Genomic DNA, 18,962 nt, shown 5'->3' with positions numbered 1-18,962 from the left:
GCCGTCAACTCCCTTTACATGAGCACCCGTTAGAGGTAGGGCCCCGGACCGCCCGACCGGTCCGGGGCCCTGCGTCACCTGATGCGGGTCAGGCGCTCTTGACGGCCGCGAAGCGGTCCGAGACGTCCTGCCAGTTGACGACGTCCCACAGGCGGGTGACGTAGTCCGGGCGGACGTTGCGGTACTGCAGGTAGTAGGCGTGCTCCCAGGCGTCGAAGGCGAGCAGCGGGGTGGTGTTCTGGCCGACGTTGCCGTGGTGGTCGTAGACCTGCTCGACGATCAGGCGCTGACCGAGCGGCTCCCAGGACAGGATGCCCCAGCCGGAGCCCTGCACGCCGGTGGTGGCGGTGGTGAGCTGCTTCTTGAAGGCCTCGAAGCTGCCGAAGTGCTCGGTGATGGCGTCGGCCAGTTCGCCCTCGGGGCGGTCGCCGCCCTCGGGCGAGAGGTTCTGCCAGAACAGCGAGTGCAGCACGTGGCCCGACAGGTGGAACGCGAAGGTCTTCTGCAGGCCGACCAGGCCGCCGAACTGCTCCTTGTCGCGGGCCTCGGCCAGCTGGTCGAGGGTGTCGTTGGCGCCCTTGACGTACGCGGCGTGGTGCTTGGAGTGGTGCAGCTCCAGGATCTCGGCCGACATCGCCCGCTCCAGCGCGGAGTAGTCGTACGGCAGGTCGGGAAGCGTGTAGGTGCCCATCAGGACACGGCCCCTTTCGGCGGGTTGAACGGTGGTGATCGTGCCGGGACAACACTATTGCGTATCAGTTGCAAGAACGAAGCATGGGCTCCTGCTTATTCCTCACACCCCGTCGGGCACAATGGCCGCCGTTCGCGCGCCGGCCGAGAGGGTGGGTGACTGCGGCGGGGCGGCGGCGACACCGGGCCCCCGACGGGTGATGCGGACCTGACGCCCGTACGGCCCCCGGCCCGCGCGCGACTCCCGGTCGGGTCCGGAACCTCCACGGACCCGGCACCCGGGGCGGACCTGACAACGTTTCGGTCTCGCCGCCCGGTAATCCTTTCCCGGGGCTTCCCTCCGCGTTCTCCGTTGTGCCATTTTACATGTCACACAGCAAGGCCCGTGCGCCCCACGCAGCACGGCTCCCCCACCCTCAACGGCCCCGGAGGCCCCCACAGATGCGTCCCTCCTCGATAGCGAAGGACGCCGCGCGCAGACTGCCCGCGCTCGGCACCGCCCTTCTCCTCTCGCTCGGCCTGTTCGCGCCGGCCGCCCAGGCCGCCGGCACCCCCGGCTCCGCGCCGGCCGGGAGCCCGGCCGCACCCGCCTCCTCGGCCGGGAAGGCCGCGCCGCGCACGATCCCCGTGCCCAAGTCCCCGGACACCCCCGAGGACGCCCGCCCGCTCGCCTCGGACCCGCGGGCCAAGGCCACCGCCCCGACGGCGGGCAGCTCCGTCGGCGCCGGCAAGTCGGCCCGGCAGTTCTCGGCCGCGGCCGCCTGCGACGTCTCCGCCTTCACCGGCAAGTCCGGTGCCGCGCTGGTCCAGCAGGTCAAGTCGTCCGGCCTCGACTGCGTCAACACGCTGTTCCAGCTGGCCGGCAACGACGCCAAGGGCGCCTTCAACGAGGCCCAGATGGTCACGGTGGCCAACGCCCTGCGCGACACCGCCGCCACCTACCCCGGTGACAACTCCACCTCCGCCGGGCAGCTGGTGCTCTTCCTGCGCGCCGGCTACTACGTGCAGTGGAACAACAAGGACGTCGTGGGCCCGTACGGCGACGGTCTCAAGAGCGCCATCCGCGGCGCGCTCGACGCCTTCTACGCCGCCCCGCACAGCAAGGACGTCACCGACGCCAACGGCGACACCCTCGCCGAGGCCGTCACCCTGATCGACAGCGCCCAGGAGAACGCCCGCTACACCGGCGTCGTCAAGCGGCTGCTGAACGACTACACCGGCAGCTGGCCCGCGGCGATGACCACCGCCGTCGCCAACACCGAGACCGTCATCGAGCGCGGCTTCGACCTGCCGGAGTTCGTCGCCGCCCTCCAGGCCGACCCGTCCTTCGCCACCACCGCGGCGTCCTTCGTCACCCGCAACAGCAACCTGATCAACGGCGGCGACCTGGTCACCAAGATCGGCATCCAGCTCGGCAACCTGGTGGCCAACGACGCGCTGCGCGCCCAGGGCCGGCCGATCCTCAAGGATCTGATCAACCGCTACCCGCTGGTCGGCAACACCGGTCCGCTCACCATGAACCTGCTCTGGTTCGCGGAGAAGAAGGACGTGGGCAACTGTTCCCTCTACGGCACCTGTGACATCCCGGCCAAGCTGGTCCCGCTGGTCCTCACCGTCGACCACACCTGCAACGCCAACCTGCGCATCCGCGCCCAGGACATGACCGCGCAGCAGCTCGCCGACACCTGCGCCAGCCTGATCAACCAGGACGCGTTCTTCCACAAGATCGTCAAGGACGGCGGCCCGGTCGCCAACGACAACAACACCAGCCTTGAGGTCGTCGCCTTCGACGACTACTACAACTACAGCCTGTACGCGTGGGAGATGTACAAGATCGAGGTCGACAACGGCGGCATGTACGAGGAGGGCGACCCGGCCAAGGCCGGCAACCAGGCCCGCTTCATCGCCCACGAGGCCTCCTGGCTGCGCCCCCAGTTCCAGATCTGGAACCTCAACCACGAGTACACCCACTACCTCGACGGCCGCTACGACATGTACGGCGACTTCGAGGCCGGCATGACCACCCCGACCATCTGGTGGGTCGAGGGCCTCGCCGAGTACGTCTCCTACAGCTACCGCGGCGAGCACTACGACGCCGCGGTCGCCCAGGCCGCCAAGGGCACCTACACCCTGAGCACCCTGTTCGACACCACCTACGACAACGCGGACTCCACCCGCGTCTACAACTGGGGCTACCTGGCCGTCCGCTACATGCTCCAGTCGCACCCGCAGGACGTCGACGCGCTGCTCGCCAAGTACCGCGCCGGCGACTGGAACGGCGCCCGCACCCTGCTGAAGAGCACCATCGGCACCTCGTACGACGCCGACTTCGCCACCTGGCTCAAGCAGTGCGGCGCCGACAACTGCGGATCGCTGCCCACCAACCAGGCCCCCCTGTGCACCGCCGCCGACGCCCGGCAGTTCGACAAGAACTGCCGCCGCGACAACGTGGCCGCCACCACCGGGAACTACAGCTACAGCTTCCTGACCCTGCCGGCCGGCGTGAAGCAGCTGACCATCACCACCAGCGGGGGCACCGGCAACGCCGACCTCTACTACAACGCCGGCTCCTGGGCCACCACCGGCTCCTACACGGCCAAGTCCACCACCAGTGGCAACGGTGAGACCCTGACCATCACCAACCCGCCGGCCGGTTACGTCTTCTTCAGCCTCTACGCCCAGCAGGGCTTCGGCGGCGTGACCGTCACCACGACCTACAACTGACCGACCGCGTCACAGGCGCCGTACGCACCGTACGCGCGCACCGTACGCACGGAAGGGCCCCGCGGCTTCGCGGGGCCCTTCCGCGTTCCCGTCCCCCTCCCCCGCCGCGAATATCCACGGGTTATAACGATTCGACCATCGAATAGATCGTCAACACCCCGTAAGAGATCGCATATTCCTCTGTCGAGGGGGTGTCCGGACGGCGAAGTTTCGGTTAGTGTCCATGAACAGATCAACCGGTTCGGCCTCCGGCAACGGAATGTCGAATAGTTCTGATGGCTCGGGTTCGGCATTATCGCCGCACCCACCAATCCCCGGAATGGAGAGTTAGTCATGAAGATGGTCAAGGCGCTCGTCAAGAAGTTCAAGAAGAACGACGACCTCGCGAACCACGCGTGGGTGCTGCACGTTATCTAACGTGGCCAGCCGCTGGCGGGGGCCCGGGTCGGCCGTGCCCCCGCCGGCGCCACGGCGCGTCCGGGATTCCCCCGCGCGCCGTACCGAACGCACTGACCAGCCATTTCGCATTGGAGGCCGGATTCCCGTGGAAGAAATGGCGACGGCAACCGCGCGCAGCCATTCCATCGTGTTCGCCCCGAGGATTCAGGAGCTACTGGCCAGGGACGAGAAGGTGTTCCGGATCGACCCGGCGAAGGTCGGCGTCTCGGACTCCCGACTGATGGCCGAAATCGTCGCGGCCCGCCCCGTCCTTTCCAACGAGCGCTCGGTCTACAAGCCCGCCGCCGGCTCCGACATCCCCCACGACAGCGCGACGCGCACCATCCGCGCACTGGGGCAGGACGCCATGGCGGGCATCCGCAAGCCCCCGCCGCCGGCGCGCGGCATGTCCGGCTCCTGGCCCTACGCCGGCACCTCCTACCTGCGTCGCTGGCTGTTCTCCGCCGACCCGCTGCCGGTCTCGCTGCTGTGGAAGCGCGGCGTCACCCGCTCCGACACCCTCTCCCGGCTCGTCGACCGCGCCGTGACCCGCTGGCCCGGCTCCGCCGACCAGGACGGCCGCACCGCACTCGCCGGGCTGATCCGCGACGCCGACGACCCGCTGGAGCGCAAGCAGGCCGTCGCGATGTACCGGCGGGCGACGGCCACCCTCTGCGACGGCGTGGCCGCGCTGACCGGCAACGCCCTGTGGCTGATGGGACCGGAACGGGGACGGCCGGAGCACCGCGCCGACCTCACCAATGTCCTCTGGGAGACGCTGCGCCTGCTGCCGCCCGCCTGGATGCTGTACCGCAACGGCGGCGCGGCGTACACCGAACTCCACCCCGAGATCCGGCCCGAGGACGACGTCGCACTCTTCCCGCTGCTGATGCACCGCCACCCGGACTACTGGTCCGACCCGCTGGAGTTCCGCCCCGAGCGCTGGGACGGCGTCACGGACCCGGAGAAGACGCCCGGGTTCATGCCCTTCGGCTTCGAGGGCGCCCGCTGCTGGGCCAAGCACCTGATCGTGCCGCTGGCCGAGCAGCTGCTGACCACGGCCCTGGACAACCGGCTGGTCGTCCGCAGCCCGCAGCAGGACGCGCAGGTGCCGCTGCGCTCCCTGCTCTCCGTACGGTTCGAGGCGCGGGTCGAAGCCTGACGCCCCGGCATCCCGGCATCCCGGCATCCCGGCGCCACCGAACACCCCTGACACCACGGGACACACCATGGAATCGCCCACACTGGCCGACTGGGTCGGCGACGTCGACGGCTTCACCGCCCGCCAGTGGCAGCGCGAGCCCGCGCTCTTCCCCCGGAAGGCCCCGGAGGCGCCGGCCGCGCCGTTCGACCTCGACGAACTGGACGCCGCCTTCGACGGCGGACTGCTGCGCACGCCCTACCTGGAGATGGTCCGCTCCGACAAGGTGACCATCCCGCCCGAGGCCTTCACCACCTCGCGCACCGTCAACGGCACGACGCACCACGGCTTCGCGGACCGCGCGAAGGTGCTCGCCCAGCTGCACCGCGGGGCGACGCTGCTGCTGCGCTGCGTCGACCAGTGGCACCGCCCGACCGGCGAGCTGGTGGCGCGGCTGTCCGAGGAGCTCGACCGGCGGGTGGAGGCCTTCTTCTTCGTCACCCCGGCCGGCGGCCAGGGCCTCGCGGTGCACCGCGACGACGCCGACGTGTTCGTCCTCCAGGCCGCCGGGCGCAAGACCTGGTACGTCCACGACGCGCCGACGGCGGCGGACTGGCGGCTCGGCGAGCTCCCGGAGGACGAGCGCTCCCCGCTGCGCCTGCACGGCGTGCTCGAACCCGGCGGCGTGCTCTACATCCCGCGCGGCTTCGCGCACCGGGCGGTCGGCGCCGGGGGGCTGTCCGCCCACCTGTCGCTGACCGTCCGCGACCTCTCCGTGCAGGACCTGCGCACCGCCCTGGAAGGGCAGTTGGCCGAGGGCCTCGGCCTGCCTGCCCGTCCGCTCGGCGAGGCCGCGATCACCGACGCCTGCGCCGCCCTGCTCGACCACGCCCGGGCGAGGCTCGACGCGCTCGGGCCGGCGGACCTCCTGCGCGCCGCCCGCGCCGCCCGGACCGGCACCACCCAGGCGCCGGCGGCGCCGACCGAGACCGTGGAGACCCTCGCTGCGGCCGCCCGCACCTGGGAGTCCGGCGCACCCGCCGACGGACGCACCGGACTCGCCTCCGTCGACCGCACCTGGCGCCGGCTGCGCGGCGCCGCCGAGTAGCCCACGGCGGCGACGGCGACCGCCCGGTGCAGGAATCCACCTCGATGATCCGACTGTCAGTCAGGCGTGGTCGGGCCGCCCGAGGTTCGACCCGGCCCGGCCCGGCGGCCGGACGTCGCCGGGCCGGGTCCGGGCCGGGTCCGGGCCCGCCGTGCGGACGGGCCCGACGACCGTTTCCCTTTTGCGGAGGGCGCTGGGGCAGACTGCCCACCATGCGATCAGATGATCAGAGAGGCGCCCTGCCCAAGCCCGTCCTGCCGGACCTCGCCGCCGCCCGCGCGATCGGCCCCGAGGCCGCCACGGAGGCCCGCTGGGAGGGGCTCGTCCTGTCGTGGGAATGGCTCCAGCAGGACATCGGGCACGGCCCCGGAAGCTGCAACGACGGCCTGGTCCGCCTGCTGAAGGCCGCCCGCGCGGAGCCCCGGCTGCGCCGGCTCTTCCCCTGGACCAGCCACTACAACCTGCACTTCAGCCTGTCGACCTCGTTCCCGTGGGCAGCCGCGGGCGTGCCGTTCGCCGTGCCGCAGGACGGCGGCGGCTACCAGATCCACGGCCCGGGCGGCTCCGAGGTGCTCGGCACGCCCGCCACCCCGGAGGAGGCCGTCGCGCTGCTGGTCGAACACCTCCCGCCGGACCTCGGGCCGGTGTTCAACCACCCGGCGGACGGGCCGCGCTGAGGCCGCCGGGGTGGCAGCGCCCCGCACCGGGGGTCACGATGAAAGCCCGGCCACCTGCGGCCCCGGCCCGATCGGAGCGCGATGAGCGACCAGCACAACGTCGTCCTACTGACCTTCCCCGACGTCGCCGCCTGGCGCCCGGCCTTCGACGAGGCGCAGCACCTGCCGGGCCTGCGGATGGTGGCGGCGATGGAGCGCAGCGCCGACGGGCTGCTGGAGGTCGCGGACACCTTCACCCGGGGCGCGGGGGTGGCCACCGTCGGCTCGGGCGTGCTGGGCGGCCTGATCGGGCTGCTCGGCGGGCCGGTCGGTGTGCTGCTGGGCTTCGCGGCCGGCGCGGCGATCGGCAACGCGGCCGAGGAGCACCAGGCGAGCGAGGGCGGCGCCGGGCTGATCCTGCTCTCGCCCCGGGTGCCGGACGGCGGGGCGCTGCTCGCGCTGGAGGTCCGGGAGTCCTCGCCCGCCCCGGCGGACGAGCTGGCCGACCGGCACGGGGCCTCGGTCGAGCGGATCGACGCGCGCGAGTTCGCCGAGCAGGTCCGGGCGGCCGAGCAGAAGGCCGACGGGCAGAAGGCGGACGGCGCGGGGGCCTCCTGAGCACACCGGCCTCGTGAGCCGGGGCCGGACGGGACCGGACGGGACCGGACATCCGGTCCCGTCCGGCCTCGCCGTCACTCCCCCGCCCTCACTCCGCCCGCCCTCACTCCGCCCGCCCTCACTCCGCCCGCAGCGCGTCCACCGTGCGCGCCCGCGCCGCCCGTACGGCCGGGAGCAGGGCGCCGAGCAGGGCGATCAGCACGCCGCCGAGGGCGAGCAGGACCAGCACCGGGGTGCCGAACACGTCCAGCGCGGAGGCCGGGAAGGTCAGCCCGGCGCTGCGGCCCATCGCGGGCACCGTCAGGCCGTGCAGCAGCAGGCCCGCCGGCAGTCCGACCGCGCCGCCGACGGCCCCGACCGGCACCACCGAGGCGAGGACGACGCCCACGGTCTGCACCGGGGTCATGCCGAGCGCCTTGGTGACGCCCGTGTCCCGGGTGCGCTCGCGGATCTCCAGGACGACGGTGTTGAACACTCCGAGCCCGGCGACCACGAGCAGCAGCGCGGTCAGGGTGGCGGTGAGCGAGTTCAGTGCGGCGATCGAGCCGCTGGAGCCGTGCGGTCCGCCGGTGTCGGCGGTCATGTGCTCCGGGGCGAGCGCGGCGCCGAGGGCGGTGGCGTAGGCGGTCCGGTCGGTGCCGGGCTTCAGTTTGACGACCCAGAAGTCCGGCCTGGGGGCCGTGCCGGACGGGTAGCCGGCGGCGTCGGTGAACAGCTCGTTGGTCTGCACGTGCGGGTCGAAGACCTCGCCGACGATCCGGACGGTGACCGGCCGGCCGTGGCTCGTGAAGGTCACCCGGTCGCCGAGCCCGACGGAGGCCTCGGTCAGGAAGGTGGCCGGGGCGACGGCCTCGCCCGGGCCCCGGTACCAGCGCCCGGTGACCATCCGGTAGCCCGCCCAGGAGGAGTCGCCGTCGAAGGCGGTCACCGTGGTGGTGCCGGCCACCCCGGGGACGGTGACGTCCTCGGTGCCGTTGCCGAAGTACGCGGCGGTGCCCGGCCGGGCGTCCAGCGCCGCGGTGACGACGGCCCGGTCGGCCGGGACCGGCCTGCCCGCCGGACCCGCCCCGGGCGGGCCGTCCGGGCGCGTCGGGTGCACCACGAGGTCCCCGGCGTCCCGTGTCTTCGCCTGCTGCACCCAGCCCATCGTCCCGCCCATGCCCACCGCGAAGACGGCCGCCGCCGTGCCGAACAGCACCGCCGCGAGCATCCCGGCCGCGCGGGCCGGGCGGGCGAAGGGCTGGGCGAGGCCGAGGGTCAGCGGGCGGGGCAGCGGCAGCCGGGCGGCCAGTGCGGCGGCCCGGGTGGCGAACGCGTCCCGCCGGGTGCCGCCCGCCGTACGGCCGACGGCGAGCGCGTCCACCGTGCGCAGCCGTCCGGCCCGGGCGGCGGCGGCCCAGGCGACCAGGGTGACGGCGGCCAGGGTGCCGCCCGCGACGGCGGCGTCCACCCGGGGGGAGAGGCCCGAGGCGGTGGTGCCGTAGAGCGATCCGGTGGTGGCGAGCACCGGGACGGTCAGTGCGTTGCCCGCGACCACCCCGAGCAGGGTGCCGGCGCCGGCCGGGATCAGCGCCTGGGCGACGTACGCGCGCACCACCTGGGCGGGGGTGCAGCCGAGCGCCTTGAGCACGCCGATCCGCCGGGTGGCGGTGCCGACGGCGCCGGCCACCACATTGCCCGCGACCAGGACCGACATGGCCATCCCGAGCAGGCCGAAGGCGACCATGAAGGGCAGGAACAGGGCGGTGTTGCGGTCCGAGCCCTGCTTGGCGGTGAGCCAGGACTGCGCACCGGTGAGCGCCCCGCCGGGGGCGGCCGCGGCCACGGCGGCCCGGTCGGCGGCCATGGCGTCGGCGCTGCCGGTGTCCGTGAAGCGGTAGAGCATCTCGTAGCCGGGGGTGCTGCCGGGTGCGGTGAGGGCGGCGATGCCGTCCGGGGTCACCCAGGCGTCCGAGGTCCGGCTGACGGAACGGGCGAAGCCGACGACCTTGAGGGTGGGCGCGCCCGGCAGGCCGGGCAGCCGCAGGGTGCCGCCCGGTTGCCGGGGCTTGTCGCCGTACCCGGCCTCGATCACCACCTCGCCCGGTTGCTGCGGCCAACTCCCTTGGAGCAGAGTGACGTCGTCGACCCCTGCGGTGGCCGCGGCGCGGCCGGTGACGGTCATCGGCGCCATCGTGATCCCGGGCGGCAGGTCCGTGCCGGAGCCGGGCTCGGGGTCGACGGTGACGGTGCGGTACGGCCCGGCGGCGGCCGTCACCCCGGGGGCGTGCGCGGTGGCGGCGAGCTGGTCGGCGCTCGCCCGGGCGCCGTCGAAGCGTGCGGTGAGGTGGGCGCCGTGCTGGCCGTCGAAGGCCTGCTCGAAGGGGGCCCGGGAGGCGACCAGCAGCGAGCCGCCGAGGACGGAGCAGGTGGTGGCCACCAGCGCGGCCAGTCCGACGGCGACGGACTGCGTCCGGCGCCTGCGCACACCGGCCCGGACGACCCTGCCGAGCGCGGTCATGACGCCACCGCCGGAGCCGAAGCCGAGTCCGCCTCGACCCGGCCGTCCCGCATCCGGACCGTCCGGGTGGCGCAGTCCTCGGCCAGGGCCAGGTCGTGGGTGACGAGCAGGACGGTCTGCCCGTCCTCGTGCAGGTCGCGGAACAGCTCCTTGACGTCCTCGCCGGCGGCCGAGTCCAGCGCGCCGGTCGGCTCGTCCGCCAGCAGCAGGGCCGGCCGGTTCATCAGCGCCCGCGCTACTGCCACGCGTTGGCGCTCGCCGCCGGAGAGCCGGCCCGGGTGGGCGCGGGTGTGCCGGTCGATGCCGAGCGCCTCCAGCAGTTCGGCCGCCCGGCGCCGGGCCTCGGCGCGCGGGACGCCGGCCAGTTCGCCGGCCAGCACCACGTTGTCGGCCACGGTGAGGTCGTCCAGCAGGTTGAAGAACTGGAACACCATGCCGATCGTGCCGCGCCGGTAGCGGGCCGAGGCCGCCTCGCCCAGCCGGTCCACCCGCACCCCGGCCACGGTGACCGTCCCGGCGCTGGGCCGGTCCAGCCCGGCGACCAGGTTCAGCAGGGTGGACTTCCCGCTGCCGGACGGGCCGAGCACGGCCACCGACTCCCCCGCCCGCACGCTCAGCGTGACGTCGTCCAGGGCCGCCCGGGCGCCCTCGTAGTGGCGGCTCACGCCGCTCAGTTCGATCACCGGATCGCTGCTCATGTCTCCGCTCCTCGTCGCTTCCCGTCTGGTGCCGCGACGAAGGTACGGACGGGCGGCGCGGGTCCGCGTCCGCCGACCGCCGCAGGTTCCGTACCGCGTCGGGTGGACGGGCGCCGGCGTCATCCCTCCGATGTAGTCGTGGGGAGTACCGGCCACCCCCCGGCCGAGGGGCTGTCCCGCGGGGCCCGTGGCCCCCACAATGTCCCGGTGATCAACCATCCGACGGTGCGCCGGCTGCGCGCGGCGGTCCGCCCGGCCGACGGCCCGGGCACCGCGCCGCCGCCCCGGCCGACCCGGCGCGGCCAGGCCTTCGACGTGGCCCTGGCCCTCTTCCTCGCCTTCACCGGCGGGCGCTACGCGACCATCGCGGGCGGCCCGCACGGAACGGCGCTGTCCTGGCTGCTGCTGCTGGTGCCGCTCGTCCCGCTGCCGCTGGTCCTGCGCCGCCGCTACCCGCTGGCGGTGCTGTGGACGGTGCTGCCGGCCGCGCTGCTGGTCCGGCACCAGTCGCAGGACATCGCGTACTCGGCGGGCGTGGCGGTGGTCGTCGCCGCGTACAGCGCCGCCGCGTACGGGCGCCGCCCCCGGGCCCTGCTGCTCGGCCTGCCGGCCGCCACCGCCGCCCTGGTGGTGCTCTTCTCCGCGGCCAAACTGCCGCACTTCCCCAACGGGGTGATCGCCGTCCTGCTCCTGGTGCCGGTGTTCGCGGTCGCGTACGAACTGCGGATGTGGCGCCGCCGGGTGGAGGAGGGGCGGGAGCGGCTCTCCGCCCTGGAGCGCGAGCAGCTGGCCGCGCTGCAGCGCGCGGTGGAGCTCGAACGGGCCAGGATCGCCCGGGAGTTGCACGATGTCGTCACCCACAACGTGAGCATGATGACGATCCAGGCCGGGGCGGCCCGCAAGATCCTGGACACCGCGCCGGAGAGGGCCCGCGAGGCGATGCTCGCGGTGGAGTCCGGCGGCCGCGCGGCGATGACCGAACTCCGGCACGTGATGGGCCTGTTGACCATCGACTCGGAGAGCGCCGACAACCCGGCCGCCGGGGCCGGCCTCAGCCCGCAGCCGGGCCTCGGCCGGCTGGAGACGCTGGTCCACGGCGTCCGGCAGGCCGGGCTGCCGGTCGAGCTGACCGTCCGCGGCGAGCGCCGCGCCGTCCCGCCCGGGGTCGAGCTGGCCGCCTACCGGGTCGTCCAGGAGGCGCTCACCAACACCGTCAAGCACGCGGGCGGCGCCCACGCCGCGGTGACCGTCGAGTACGCCCCCGACCGGCTGCTGGTGGAGGTCACCGACACCGGAGGACGCCCCACCGGCGCCGCCGCCACCGGCAACGGACGCGGCCTGCTCGGCCTGCGCGAACGCCTCGCCGTCTACGGCGGCACCCTGCACACCGACCCCCGGCCGCGCGGCGGCTACCGCGTCAAGGCCCTGATTCCCCTGGAGAGTTCATGACCGAGCAGCCGCTGCGGGTGGTGGTCGCCGATGACCAGGCCCTGGTCCGCACCGGGTTCCGGCTGATCCTGGAGTCGGAGGGCATCGAGGTGGTGGCCGAGGCCGAGAACGGCGAGCAGGCCGTCGCCGCCGTCCGCCGCTGCCGGCCGGACGTGGTGCTGATGGACATCCGGATGCCCGGCCTGGACGGGCTGGAGGCCGCCCGCCGGATCCTGGCGGACGGCGCGCAGGAGCCGCCGCGGATCATCATGCTGACCACCTTCGACCTCGACCACTACGTCTACGCGGCGATGGCCGCCGGGGCCAGCGGCTTCCTGCTGAAGGACGTCACCCCGGAGCACCTGGCGGCCGCCGTCCGGCTGGTCCGCACCGGGGACGCGCTGCTCGCCCCGGCGATCACCCGCCGTCTGGTCGAGCGCTTCGCCCGCCCGGAGAGCCCGGCAGGCCCCGCCGCCCCGCACCGGGAGCTGGGCACGCTCACCCCGCGCGAGCTGGAGGTGACGGGGCTGCTCGCCCGCGGCCTCAGCAACGCCGAACTCGCCGCCCGACTGGGGCTGTCCGAGGCGACGGTGAAGACGCACGTGGCCCGGATCCTCGGCAAGCTGGGCCTGCGGGACCGGGCCCAGGTGGTGGTCGCGGCGTACGAGACCGGGCTGGTCAGCGTGGGGTCCGTCGCCGATCCGGCTCGGGGCCGGTGACGCGCGACGGGAGCCCGGGGCCTCGCCGCCCCGGGCTCCCGTCGTCAGGCGCCGCGGATCAGCGGAGGTCGAAGCGGTCCGCGTTCATGACCTTGACCCAGGCCGCGACGAAGTCCTCGACGAACTTCTCCTTGGCGTCGTCGGCCGCGTACACCTCGGCGACGGCCCGCAGTTCGGCGTTCGAGCCGAAGACCAGGTCGGCGCGGGTGCCGGTCCAGCGCACCCGGCCCGAACCGTCCCGGCCCTCGAAGGTGTGGGCGTCCTCCGAGGTGGCCTTCCACGCGGTGTCCAGGTCCAGCAGGTTGACGAAGTAGTCGTTCGTCAGCACGCCGGGGGTCCCGGTGAGCACACCGTGCGTGGACCCGCCGTGGTTGGCGCCCAGCACGCGCAGGCCACCGACCAGGACGGTCAGCTCGGGCGCGCTGACGCCCAGCAGGTTGGCCTTGTCGAGCAGCAGGTACTCGGCCGGCAGCCGGTTGCCCTTGCCGACCCAGTTGCGGAAGCCGTCCGCCTTGGGCTCCATCGCGGCGAAGGACTCGGTGTCGGTCAGCTCCTGCGGCGCGTCCACCCGGCCGGGCGCGAACGGCACCTCGACGGCCAGCCCGGCCGCCCTGGCGGCCTGCTCGATGCCGACGCCGCCGGCCAGCACCACCAGGTCCGCGAGCGAGACCCGCTTGTCGCCGGCCTGCGCGTCGAACTCCTGCTGCACGCCTTCCAGGGCGCGCAGCACCGTGGCCAGCCGGTCGGGCTCGTTGACCTCCCAGCCGATCTGCGGCTGGAGCCGGATGCGGCCGCCGTTGGCCCCGCCGCGCTTGTCGCTGGAGCGGAAGGAGGAGGCCGCCGCCCAGGCGGTGGAGACCAGTTCGGACACCGACAGGCCGGTGGCGTTGATCCGCCGCTTGAGGTCGGCGACGTCGGCCGCGCCGATCGGCCGGTACGTGACCCCCGGCAGCGGGTCCTGCCAGAGCAGGTGCTCGCCCGGGACCTCGGGGCCGAGGTAGCGGACCACCGGGCCCATGTCGCGGTGGGTCAGCTTGTACCAGGCACGGGCGAAGGCGTCGGCGAACTCCTCCGGGTTCTCCAGGAAGCGCCGGGAGATCGGCTCGTAGACCGGGTCGAAGCGCAGCGACAGGTCCGTGGTGAGCATGATCGGCACGTGCCGCTTGGCCGGGTCGTGGGCGTCCGGGACGGTGCCCTCGCCGCCGCCGTCCTTGGGCTTCCACTGGTGCGCGCCGGCCGGGCTCTTGGTGAGCTCCCACTCGTAGCCGAACAGCGTCTCGAAGAAGCTGTTGTCCCAGGTGATCGGGGTGGGCGTCCAGGTGCCCTCCAGACCGCTGGTGATCGCGTCGCCGCCGACGCCGGTGCCGAAGGTGCTCTTCCAGCCGAGGCCCTGCTGCTCGATCGGGGCGTCCTCGGGGGCCGGGCCGACGCTGTCGGCCGGGCCGGCGCCGTGGGTCTTGCCGAAGGTGTGGCCGCCGGCGATCAGCGCGACGGTCTCCTCGTCGTTCATCGCCATCCGATAGAAGGTCTCGCGGATGTCGCGGGCGGCGGCGATCGGGTCCGGGTTGCCGTTGGGGCCCTCGGGGTTGACGTAGATCAGGCCCATCTGGACGGCGGCCAGCGGGCTCTCCAGCTCGCGGTCGCCGGTGTAGCGCTCGTCGCCGAGCCAGGTGGTCTCCGGGCCCCAGTAGACGTCCTCGTCCGGCTCCCACTCGTCGACCCGGCCGCCGCCGAAGCCGAAGGTGGCGAAGCCCATGCCCTCCAGGGCCACGTTGCCGGACAGGATGATCAGGTCGGCCCAGGACAGGGCGCGCCCGTACTTCTTCTTCACCGGCCACAGCAGGCGGCGGGCCTTGTCGAGGCTGGCGTTGTCGGGCCAGCTGTTCAGCGGGGCGAAGCGCTGCTGGCCGCCGCCGGCGCCGCCGCGGCCGTCGCTGATCCGGTAGGTGCCGGCGCTGTGCCAGGCCATCCGGATGATGAAGGGGCCGTAGTAGCCGAAGTCGGCCGGCCACCAGTCCTTCGAGGTGGAGAGGGCCTCCTGGATGTCCCGCTTGACGGCCGGGAGGTCGAGGGTCTTGAAGGCCTCGGCGTAGTCGAATCCGCCACCGAGCGGATTGGCCACCGCCGGGTTCTTCGCGAGGATCTTCAGGTTGAGCCGTTCCGGCCACCACTGGCGGTTCCCGCCGCCCTGGGTGGGGTGCGGCGCCCGCCCGTGGTTCACCGGGCAGCCCTCCGCGTTCGCCTCTACGCCGGTTGCATCGTGGTTGTCAGACATGGGAATCCTTCCCTCACAAGGCGGATCACGGTGTCTTCATCTGCTACCTACGGCACCTACTGCTGCTGTCTGGTCCTGGCGCGCCGCGTGTTGCCACTGCTGTCACTGCCCGCCGTTGCGCACGGCAGTGACGGGAGTCACATGCTGCTGCCACCCAGGCTAGCGCCGGAGCCGATCCTACGATGGACGGATTCCAAGTCAAGAAAGACACCAAAGCCATATCCGATCGGGAACCGGAAGGCACCGGAGGTGAATTGGTAAACTCCGGTCCTCCCCTTGACCTGAATAGGTGAACCGATATGAGTGACCTGCTGGAGCGGCTGCGCGGGCGCGGCTGGCGCCTCACCTCCCAGCGGCGTGTCGTGGCCGAGGTCCTGGACGGCGAGCACGTGCACCTGACCGCCGACGAGGTGCACGCCCGGGCGGCGGAGCGCCTCCCGGAGATCTCCCGGGCGACGGTCTACAACACGCTCGGTGAACTGGTCACCCTGGGCGAGGTCGTCGAGGTGGCCACCGACGGGCGCGCCAAGCGCTACGACCCGAACGCCCACCACCCTCACCAGCACCTGGTCTGCACCGGCTGCGGCGCCATCCGCGACGTCCACCCGCGGGGCAATCCGCTCGCCGACCTTCCGGCCGAGCAGCGCTTCGGATTCGCCGTGGTGCAGGCGGAGGTCACCTACCGGGGACTGTGCCCGGACTGCGCGGGCTGATCGCCCCGGCGGCCGGCCGGACGCGGGACGGTGCCCGGCGGCGCGGCCCCGGGCAGCGGCGGCGCGGCCCCGGGCACCGGGGGCGGGACGCGGCGGCTGCACCGGGCGACGACCGGGATCCCGTAGGGTCGGCCAATGGCGAAGTACTTCGACGTGCATCCAGAGTCCCCCCAGCCGCGCACCATCGGCACCGTGGCCGCCGGCCTCCGGTCCGGGAACCTCATCGCGTACCCGACCGACTCCTGTTTCGCCCTGGGCTGTCGCCTGGAGAACCGCGACGGCCTCGAACGGATCCGGTCGATCCGGCGTCTCGACGACCGCCACCACTTCACGCTGATGTGCATGGACTTCGCCCAGCTGGGCCAGTTCGTCCACATCGACAACGACGTCTTCCGCGCCGTCAAGGCCTCGACGCCGGGCAGCTACACCTTCATCCTCCCCGCCACCAAGGAGGTGCCGCGCCGCCTGATGCACCCGAAGAAGAAGACGGTCGGGGTGCGGATCCCCGATCACGTCGTCACCCGGGCCCTGCTCGCCGAACTCGGTGAGCCCCTGGTCTCCAGCACCCTGCTCCTCCCCGGCGAGGACGAGCCGATGACCCAGGGATGGGAGATCAAGGAGCGGCTCGACCACGTGCTGGACGCCGTGCTGGATTCGGGCGACTGCGGCACGGTGCCGACGACGGTCGTCGACTACTCCAGCGGCGAGCCGGAGATCGTCCGGCGCGGGGCCGGCGACCCGGCGCGCTTCGAGTGAGGGGCCGGGCACCACGGCGGCCATGACGCCGGGGACCCTTCGGGCCGGCTCGGGGCCGGGCCCGAAGGGTCCCCGGGAGGGAACGCCTCGGTGGAGACCGGTGCGACCGGTGCGACCGGTGCGACCGGTTCGCTCAGCGGGTGCCGAGGCGGTCCGGGGCCGGGCGCGGGGCGGCCACCGGGGCCGCGGCGGTGTCCGGCCCCGTCGTGGTCGGTGCCGTCGTGGTCGGTGCCGTCGTGGTCGGAGCGGCCGGGGTGGGGCGCAGAGGCCACCAGAGGGAGCGGCCGAGGAGGGCGGCCAGGGCCGGGACCACGCCGAGCGAGAGGACCAGGGCGGAGAGCAGGATGCCGAGGGTCAGCGAGAAGGCGATCTGCTCGCTGCCCGGGGTGGTCGCCAGGGTGGCGAAGGAACCGGCCAGGACGAGACCGGCCGTGGCGACGGCCGGCGCGGTGTGCCGGACGGCGCGGGCCACGGCGTCGCGGGGCGCACCGGGCCGCCGCATCTCCTCACGGATGCGGTCGGTGACGAGGATGTTGTAGTCGGTGCCCAGGGCGACGACGAACAGGAACAGCACCAGCGGGAGGGTGAAGGCGACGCCCGGCTCGCCCAGGCCGTGCTGGAACAGCAGCGTGGCGGCACCCAGGGTGGCGGCGAACCCGAGGCCGACGGCGAGCATCAGGACCACCGGGGCCAGCAGGCTGCGCAGGAGCAGCAGCAGGATCAGGGCGATCAGGGCGGCCGCGACCGGGAAGACCACGGTCAGGTCGTGGTCGACGGCGGTGGAGATGTCGGCGAAGACCGCCGCCGTGCCGCCGACGTGGGCGCTGGTTCCGGGCGGGGTGTGCGCGGCGACCGCGGCACGGACCGGGCCGGAGGCCAGGTCGCGGGCCCGCTGGCTCTGCGGGTCGGCGTTCAGGTAGACCTCGATCCGGGCGGCGCGGTGGGCCTCGTCGAGGACGGTCCGGCCCACCTGGCCGACGCCCTCGACCCCGGTCAGGGCCCGGGAGAGGCCGTCGAACCGGCCGGCGTCGAGGGTGCCGCCGTCCTGGGCGACGAGGTAGACGGTCGTCGGGTCGGAGACGCCGGCCGGCAGGGCGCGGGAGATCTCCGCGGCGGTGGCCGCCGCCGCCGTCGTGGAGCCGTCCGCCAGGCTGTAGTCCATCCGCAGCCCGGCCGTGCCGGCGGCCAGCGCGCCGAGCAGGGCGACGGAGGCCGCCAGCAGCGCCAGCGGCCGGCGGGCGACGAGGCCGCCGAAACGGGCGGCGACGCCCTCACGCGGAACCCGCCGCAGACCGCGCGAGGGCCAGAACATCCCGCGGCCGCAGGCGGCGAGCAGGGCGGGCATCAGGGTGAGGCTGCCCAGCAGCATGACCAGCACCGCGACGGCGATGGCCGGGCCGAGCGAACGGAACTGGCCGAAGGTCGCCACGCCCAGGGTGGCGAAGGCGGCGACGATGGTCAGCGCCGCGGAGGTGATCGCGGTGCCCACCCGGCCCGCCACCTCGGCGGCCGCCTCCCGGGCGGGCTGGTCGGGCCGCGCCCGCAGGTGCTCGCGGAACCGGAAGAGCAGGAACAGCAGGTAGTCGACGCCGATGCCGAGCAGGACCACGGAGATCAGGCCCGGGGTGGAGGCGTCCAGCTTCAGGCCGGCGAGCGCCGCCGCGCCCGCCACGGCTCCGCCGGCCACGCCGCCGATCACGGCGACCGCGAGCAGCGGCAGCACGGCCGCGAGCACGCTGCGGAACACCAGCACGTTGAGCAGGACGATCAGCACCGTGACGAGGGCGCTGCCGATCATCGCGGCGGTCCGGTTGGCGTCGGCGCTGTCGGCGGCCTGGGCCAGGCCGCCGGTGAACCCGGTGCGCATCCCGAGGTCGGCGAAACGCGCGCGGGCGTCGTCCCGGAAGGCCTTGTAGACGCCCTGCACCCCCTCCTCCGTCGCGTTGCCGGTCAGCTCGACCGAGAGCAGTTCGAAGGTCCGGTCGGGCGCCACCATGGCGGGCGCGATCCGGGGCGTCTGGGAGTGGTCGGGCACGAGGAACTTCGGCTCGTCCTCCTTCCTCGGCATGACGACCCGGCGCTCGGCGAGCTTCGCCGCCTCGGCCTCGACCTTCTGCTGGTCGGCGGCGGTGAGCGCCCCGCCGTCGGTCCGGGCGACCAGCACCGTGACCGTGGTGGCGTCCGGCTTCACGCCGAAGTTGTCCTCGGCGATGCGCAGCGCGGCGGCCGAGTCGTAGCTGCGCGGCAGGAAGTCCCCGCTCTGGGACCCGGTCACCCGGGACATCAGCATCGGTGCCAGGAGGCTCAGCCCCATGCCCAGCACCGCCCAGACGGCGATGACCTTCCACGCGTGTCTGGTGGAGAATCCGGTCAGTGCGCGGATCACGATTCCTCCGGCTGATGGACGCGAACGTCGGTGTCGGCGCCGGGGGTTCCCGGCCTGTCTCCAGACCATCAGGGCGAGGGGGTCCCGGGCGTCCGGGCAGCGGACGATCCGC

14 protein-coding genes are annotated in these 18,962 nt (G+C 73.5%); 9 read left to right on the top strand and 5 right to left on the bottom strand.

The features are described 5' to 3' along the window. Nucleotides 1-88: 88 nt before the first annotated feature. The gene (locus ACZ6EM_RS16945; RefSeq protein ID WP_387751659.1) at nt 89-691 is read right to left on the bottom strand and encodes a superoxide dismutase; all 603 of its coding nucleotides are present in this window, start codon (nt 689-691) and stop codon (nt 89-91) included. Nucleotides 692-1,131: 440 nt separating this feature from the next. On the opposite strand from ACZ6EM_RS16945, the gene ACZ6EM_RS16940 reads away from it, so the two are divergent. From ACZ6EM_RS16940 to ACZ6EM_RS16920, 5 genes are all read left to right on the top strand, one after another. Then, nucleotides 1,132-3,414 (top strand): M9 family metallopeptidase, encoded by a 2,283-nt coding sequence (locus tag ACZ6EM_RS16940; protein ID WP_465772658.1) that lies wholly within the window; start codon nt 1,132-1,134, stop codon nt 3,412-3,414. Between the two features lie 553 nt (nt 3,415-3,967). Continuing rightward, entirely contained in the window at nt 3,968-5,014 is a 1,047-nt protein-coding gene (locus ACZ6EM_RS16935) for a cytochrome P450 (protein ID WP_401049790.1), read from the top strand. 67 nt (nt 5,015-5,081) lie between these two features. Then, nucleotides 5,082-6,101 (top strand): JmjC domain-containing protein, encoded by a 1,020-nt coding sequence (locus tag ACZ6EM_RS16930; RefSeq protein ID WP_465772657.1) that lies wholly within the window; start codon nt 5,082-5,084, stop codon nt 6,099-6,101. A gap of 212 nt (nt 6,102-6,313) precedes the next feature. Continuing rightward, a complete protein-coding gene (locus ACZ6EM_RS16925; protein WP_465772656.1) occupies nt 6,314-6,778 on the top strand; it encodes a DUF6193 family natural product biosynthesis protein in 465 nt (154 codons plus the stop codon). An 81-nt stretch (nt 6,779-6,859) separates the two neighbouring features. Beyond that, on the top strand, nt 6,860-7,375 hold the full coding sequence (locus ACZ6EM_RS16920) for a histidine kinase (protein WP_465772655.1): 516 nt from the start codon (nt 6,860-6,862) through the stop codon (nt 7,373-7,375). A gap of 118 nt (nt 7,376-7,493) precedes the next feature. Here the strand turns inward: ACZ6EM_RS16920 and ACZ6EM_RS16915 are convergent, their stop codons facing one another. Further along, nucleotides 7,494-9,875, bottom strand: coding sequence for an FtsX-like permease family protein (locus ACZ6EM_RS16915; protein ID WP_465772654.1), 2,382 nt, complete (start codon nt 9,873-9,875; stop codon nt 7,494-7,496). Further along, nucleotides 9,872-10,573 (bottom strand): ABC transporter ATP-binding protein, encoded by a 702-nt coding sequence (locus ACZ6EM_RS16910; protein WP_401049801.1) that lies wholly within the window; start codon nt 10,571-10,573, stop codon nt 9,872-9,874. Before ACZ6EM_RS16910 ends, ACZ6EM_RS16915 begins: the two co-directional genes overlap by 4 nt. A 210-nt stretch (nt 10,574-10,783) precedes the next feature. Between ACZ6EM_RS16910 and ACZ6EM_RS16905 the strand changes: the two genes are divergently transcribed. After that, entirely contained in the window at nt 10,784-12,022 is a 1,239-nt protein-coding gene (locus ACZ6EM_RS16905) for a sensor histidine kinase (RefSeq protein WP_401052695.1), read from the top strand. Continuing rightward, entirely contained in the window at nt 12,019-12,720 is a 702-nt protein-coding gene (locus tag ACZ6EM_RS16900) for a response regulator (protein WP_465772653.1), read from the top strand. Before ACZ6EM_RS16905 ends, ACZ6EM_RS16900 begins: the two co-directional genes overlap by 4 nt. A 58-nt stretch (nt 12,721-12,778) precedes the next feature. Here ACZ6EM_RS16900 and katG read toward each other — a convergent pair whose 3' ends face one another. Then, nucleotides 12,779-14,995 carry a catalase/peroxidase HPI gene (gene katG / locus ACZ6EM_RS16895; RefSeq protein ID WP_401052689.1) on the bottom strand — a complete coding sequence of 739 codons (2,217 nt, stop codon included), beginning with the start codon at nt 14,993-14,995 and terminating at the stop codon, nt 12,779-12,781. Between the two features lie 299 nt (nt 14,996-15,294). Between katG and ACZ6EM_RS16890 the strand changes: the two genes are divergently transcribed. Both ACZ6EM_RS16890 and ACZ6EM_RS16885 read left to right on the top strand, forming a co-directional pair. Then, nucleotides 15,295-15,708, top strand: coding sequence for a Fur family transcriptional regulator (locus ACZ6EM_RS16890; RefSeq protein WP_401052692.1), 414 nt, complete (start codon nt 15,295-15,297; stop codon nt 15,706-15,708). A 135-nt stretch (nt 15,709-15,843) separates the two neighbouring features. Further along, nucleotides 15,844-16,464: an L-threonylcarbamoyladenylate synthase gene (locus ACZ6EM_RS16885; RefSeq protein ID WP_359898790.1), complete on the top strand. Its 621-nt coding sequence runs from the start codon at nt 15,844-15,846 to the stop codon at nt 16,462-16,464. 133 nt (nt 16,465-16,597) lie between these two features. Here ACZ6EM_RS16885 and ACZ6EM_RS16880 read toward each other — a convergent pair whose 3' ends face one another. After that, nucleotides 16,598-18,850 carry an MMPL family transporter gene (locus ACZ6EM_RS16880; protein ID WP_465772652.1) on the bottom strand — a complete coding sequence of 751 codons (2,253 nt, stop codon included), beginning with the start codon at nt 18,848-18,850 and terminating at the stop codon, nt 16,598-16,600. Nucleotides 18,851-18,962: the final 112 nt, after the last annotated feature.

The organism is Kitasatospora sp. NPDC041917, from assembly GCF_055589745.1.
This window is presented reverse-complemented; position numbering and strand designations above follow the sequence as displayed.

Coding starts and splice junctions, on each gene's coding strand:
- ACZ6EM_RS16945 (WP_387751659.1), bottom strand. CDS start 691: ATGGGCACCTACACGCTTCCCGACCTGCCGTACGACTACTCCGCGCTG.
- ACZ6EM_RS16940 (WP_465772658.1), top strand. CDS start 1,132: ATGCGTCCCTCCTCGATAGCGAAGGACGCCGCGCGCAGACTGCCCGCG.
- ACZ6EM_RS16935 (WP_401049790.1), top strand. CDS start 3,968: ATGGCGACGGCAACCGCGCGCAGCCATTCCATCGTGTTCGCCCCGAGG.
- ACZ6EM_RS16930 (WP_465772657.1), top strand. CDS start 5,082: ATGGAATCGCCCACACTGGCCGACTGGGTCGGCGACGTCGACGGCTTC.
- ACZ6EM_RS16925 (WP_465772656.1), top strand. CDS start 6,314: ATGCGATCAGATGATCAGAGAGGCGCCCTGCCCAAGCCCGTCCTGCCG.
- ACZ6EM_RS16920 (WP_465772655.1), top strand. CDS start 6,860: ATGAGCGACCAGCACAACGTCGTCCTACTGACCTTCCCCGACGTCGCC.
- ACZ6EM_RS16915 (WP_465772654.1), bottom strand. CDS start 9,875: ATGACCGCGCTCGGCAGGGTCGTCCGGGCCGGTGTGCGCAGGCGCCGG.
- ACZ6EM_RS16910 (WP_401049801.1), bottom strand. CDS start 10,573: ATGAGCAGCGATCCGGTGATCGAACTGAGCGGCGTGAGCCGCCACTAC.
- ACZ6EM_RS16900 (WP_465772653.1), top strand. CDS start 12,019: ATGACCGAGCAGCCGCTGCGGGTGGTGGTCGCCGATGACCAGGCCCTG.
- katG (WP_401052689.1), bottom strand. CDS start 14,995: ATGTCTGACAACCACGATGCAACCGGCGTAGAGGCGAACGCGGAGGGC.
- ACZ6EM_RS16890 (WP_401052692.1), top strand. CDS start 15,295: ATGAGTGACCTGCTGGAGCGGCTGCGCGGGCGCGGCTGGCGCCTCACC.
- ACZ6EM_RS16885 (WP_359898790.1), top strand. CDS start 15,844: ATGGCGAAGTACTTCGACGTGCATCCAGAGTCCCCCCAGCCGCGCACC.